5 protein-coding genes are annotated in these 3,146 nt (G+C 71.1%); all 5 read left to right on the top strand.

Going from position 1 to position 3,146, the window contains the following annotated elements:
- A partial coding sequence (locus tag G6028_RS02385) for a M20/M25/M40 family metallo-hydrolase (RefSeq protein ID WP_338404123.1) occupies positions 1-304 on the top strand: 304 nt, incomplete at its 5' end.
- Between the two features lie 112 nt (positions 305-416).
- The gene (locus tag G6028_RS02390; RefSeq protein WP_182657937.1) at positions 417-1,217 is read left to right on the top strand and encodes an LOG family protein; all 801 of its coding nucleotides are present in this window, start codon (positions 417-419) and stop codon (positions 1,215-1,217) included.
- A complete protein-coding gene (locus G6028_RS02395) occupies positions 1,217-1,771 on the top strand; it encodes an LOG family protein (protein WP_182657938.1) in 555 nt (184 codons plus the stop codon). The genes G6028_RS02390 and G6028_RS02395 overlap by 1 nt, the downstream gene beginning before the upstream one ends.
- Before the next feature lie 68 nt (positions 1,772-1,839).
- Positions 1,840-2,652, top strand: a complete 813-nt coding sequence (gene folP, locus G6028_RS02400; RefSeq protein WP_182657939.1) for a dihydropteroate synthase — start codon at positions 1,840-1,842, stop codon at positions 2,650-2,652.
- Between the two features lie 74 nt (positions 2,653-2,726).
- Positions 2,727-3,077, top strand: a complete 351-nt coding sequence (locus G6028_RS02405; protein ID WP_179525592.1) for a DivIVA domain-containing protein — start codon at positions 2,727-2,729, stop codon at positions 3,075-3,077.
- Positions 3,078-3,146 lie beyond the last annotated feature (69 nt).

Consider the following 3,146-nt stretch of genomic DNA (forward strand, 5'->3'; position numbering starts at 1 on the left):
CCCCGCCGGCGGGGAGCCGCCGAGAGACCCCGGTCTGTACTGGGAACTCACCGACCTGTCCCCGGGGGCACTGCCCGGCCTCGGCGCCCCGGCCGCGGCCGAGCTGGTGCGGGCGGCGGGCGGACGGGTACGGGCCAAGTACGGATGGACCGACGTGTCACGGTTCGCCGCCCTGGGCGTCCCGGCTGTCAATCTGGGTCCGGGCGACCCCGGCCTGGCGCACACACGGGACGAGCACTGCCCGGCCACCCAGATCACCGAGGTGGCCGAGGTGCTCCGCACCTACCTCACCACCTCCGGCTGACCCCGACCCGACACGACCCGCGCCCGACACGGCCCGGACCTGATACGACCCCGGACCCCGCGAGCCCGGACATCACGAGCCCGGACCCCACCCCAGTAGGAGACCACCCCTGATGGCACCGAACGATTCAGTACACCTGCGCGGCCCGCTCCTCCTGCGACGGGACAAGGGCGGCGATCGCACGACCACCGACCAACGGCTGTTGGACACCAACCAGGACACCGACTGGTTGCACACCGACCCGTGGCGGGTCCTGCGCATCCAGAGCGAGTTCGTCAACGGGTTCGGCGCGCTCGCGGAGCTGCCCGACGCGGTGAGCGTCTTCGGGTCCGCGCGGACCCGCCCGGGTGATCCCGCCTACGAACAGGCGGTGGAGCTGGGGCGGGCGCTCGCGGAGGCGGGTTACGCGGTGGTCACGGGCGGCGGACCGGGTCAGATGGAGGCGGCCAACAAGGGCGCGTGGGAGGCGGACGGTGAGTCCGTGGGCCTGGGGATCGAGCTGCCCATGGAACAGGGGATCAACCGCTGGGTGGACCTGGGGCTGCACTTCCGCTACTTCTTCGTCCGCAAGACGATGTTCGTCAAATACACGCAGGCGTTCGTCTGTACCCCGGGTGGCTTCGGCACCCTGGACGAGTTCTTCGAGGCCATCACCCTGGTCCAGACCGACAAGATCACCCGGTTCCCGATCGTCCTGCTGGGAGTGGAGTTCTGGACCCCACTGGTGGACTGGATCCGGGGAACCCTGGTCGAGCAGGGGATGATCTCGGCGTCCGACCTCGACCTGTTCCTGGTCACCGACTCCGTGGCCGAGACGGTGGAGTACATCCGCGAGGCGCACCACCGGGCCGCGCTGACCGCCGAACAGCGTGAAGACCTGTACGGCGAGGAACACCGGGGGGTCGAGCGTTGATGGCACCGGTTCCCGGCCGTCGGGTCTGCGTCTACTGCGCCTCCTCGACCCACGACCCCGGGCTGCTGCAGATCGCCACCGAGGTCGGCAACGGGATCGCCCATCGTGGATGGTCTCTGGTCTCCGGCGGCGGCAACGTGTCCATGATGGGCGCGGTCGCCGAGGCGGCGCGGGACGGCGGAGCCCGGACCGTCGGCGTCATCCCCGAGGGGCTCCGGGTGCGTGAGGTGGCCGACACCGCTGCGGACGACCTGGTGGTGGTCACCACGATGAGGGAACGCAAACGCGAGATGGAGGAGCGCTCGGACGCGTTCCTCACCCTGCCCGGGGGGATCGGCACGATGGAGGAGATGTTCGAGGTGTGGACCTCCGCCTCGCTCGGGTTCCACCACAAGCCGGTCGTGCTCTACGACCCGATCGGCTTCTACCGACCGCTGATGGACTGGGTCGGCGGGCTCGTCGAGTCCGGTCTGGTCAAGCCGCAGGCGTTCGACAGCCTCGTGGTGTGTGACGACCTGGAGGCGGCGCTCGACGCCTGCGGAGGCCGGCGGTGACGCCACCGGGCGCGACGCCGCCTCCGACGCTCTGCGGGCGCCCCGTCCCGGTGGACCGACCTCTGGTGATGGCGATCGTCAACCGCACGCCGGACTCCTTCTACGACCGTGGAGCGAGCTTCACCGACGTGGCGGCGATGAACCGGGTCGACCGGTGCGTGGAGGACGGCGCGGACATCCTCGACATCGGTGGGGTCAAGGCCGGTCCCGGCGAGCTGGTGGACGCCCGGGAGGAGCTCCGGCGGGTGGTGCCCTTCATCGAGGCGGTCCGGGACAGACACCCGGGCGTGGTCATCTCCGTGGACACCTGGCGCGGCTCGGTCGCCCGCAGCGCCCTGTCCGCCGGCGCCGATCTGGTCAACGACACCTGGGCGGGGCACGATCCCGAGGTGCTGACCGCCGCCGGCGAGGCGGGGGCGGGGTTCGTGTGCTCCCACACCGGGGGTGCGGTCCCGCGCACCCGGCCCTTCCGGGTGGGATACCCCGACGTCGTCCTCGACGTGGTCTCGGAACTGTCCGCTGCCGCCGAACGGGCCCTCGCCGCCGGGGTCCCCGAGGACGGGATACTGGTCGACCCCACCCACGACTTCGGCAAGAACACCTTCCACGGTCTCGAGCTCCTGCGGCGGATGGACGAGATCGTGGCCCTCGGTCATCCCGTCCTGATGGCGCTGAGCAACAAGGACTTCATCGGCGAGACCCTGGACGCGGGAATCGACGACCGCGCCGAGGGCACCCTGGCGGCGACCTCCGTCGCGGCGATGATGGGCGCCCGCGTGTTCCGCACCCACGACGTGCGTGCGACGCGCCGCTCGGTGGAGATGGTGGCCTCCATCGTGGGAACCCGCCCACCTGCGCGAACGGTCCGCGGGCTCGCCTGACTCGGGCGGGTCCACCGCCGCGAGGCGTGTGCCAGACTGGAGGCCCGGCCCGGACCAGAGAGAGGCTCCCGCGCATGCTCACCATCGTCATCTATGTGGTGGTCACCCTGATCGTGGCGGCGGCGCTCTACGCCCTGTCGATCGTGGTCTTCGGCCGTTCGGAACCGCTGCCGGCGGTGGCGCGGGGACACACGGTCACGATGCTGCCCGAAGGGCCGCTCACCGGCGACGATCTGCGATCGGTCCGATTCGGGATGTCCGCGCGGGGGTACACGATGTCGGAGGTCGACTGGGCGCTCGAGGAGGCGGCGACGGAGATCGACAGGCTCCGCGCGCGACTCGCCGGGGAGGGAAACGTCGGGGAGTCCTCCGACGGGGCGGACCCAGAACGCGCTCCCGCGTCCGGGCACGGTGTGACGCGCTAGAATCGGCAACATCCACTCAGCGATACCGCACGTGGGCCCGGCCGTCCTCACAGGACGCGGCCCACTGCC

The sequence above is a fragment of the Dietzia cercidiphylli genome, from assembly GCF_014145145.1.
Taxonomy (GTDB): domain Bacteria; phylum Actinomycetota; class Actinomycetes; order Mycobacteriales; family Mycobacteriaceae; genus Dietzia; species Dietzia natronolimnaea.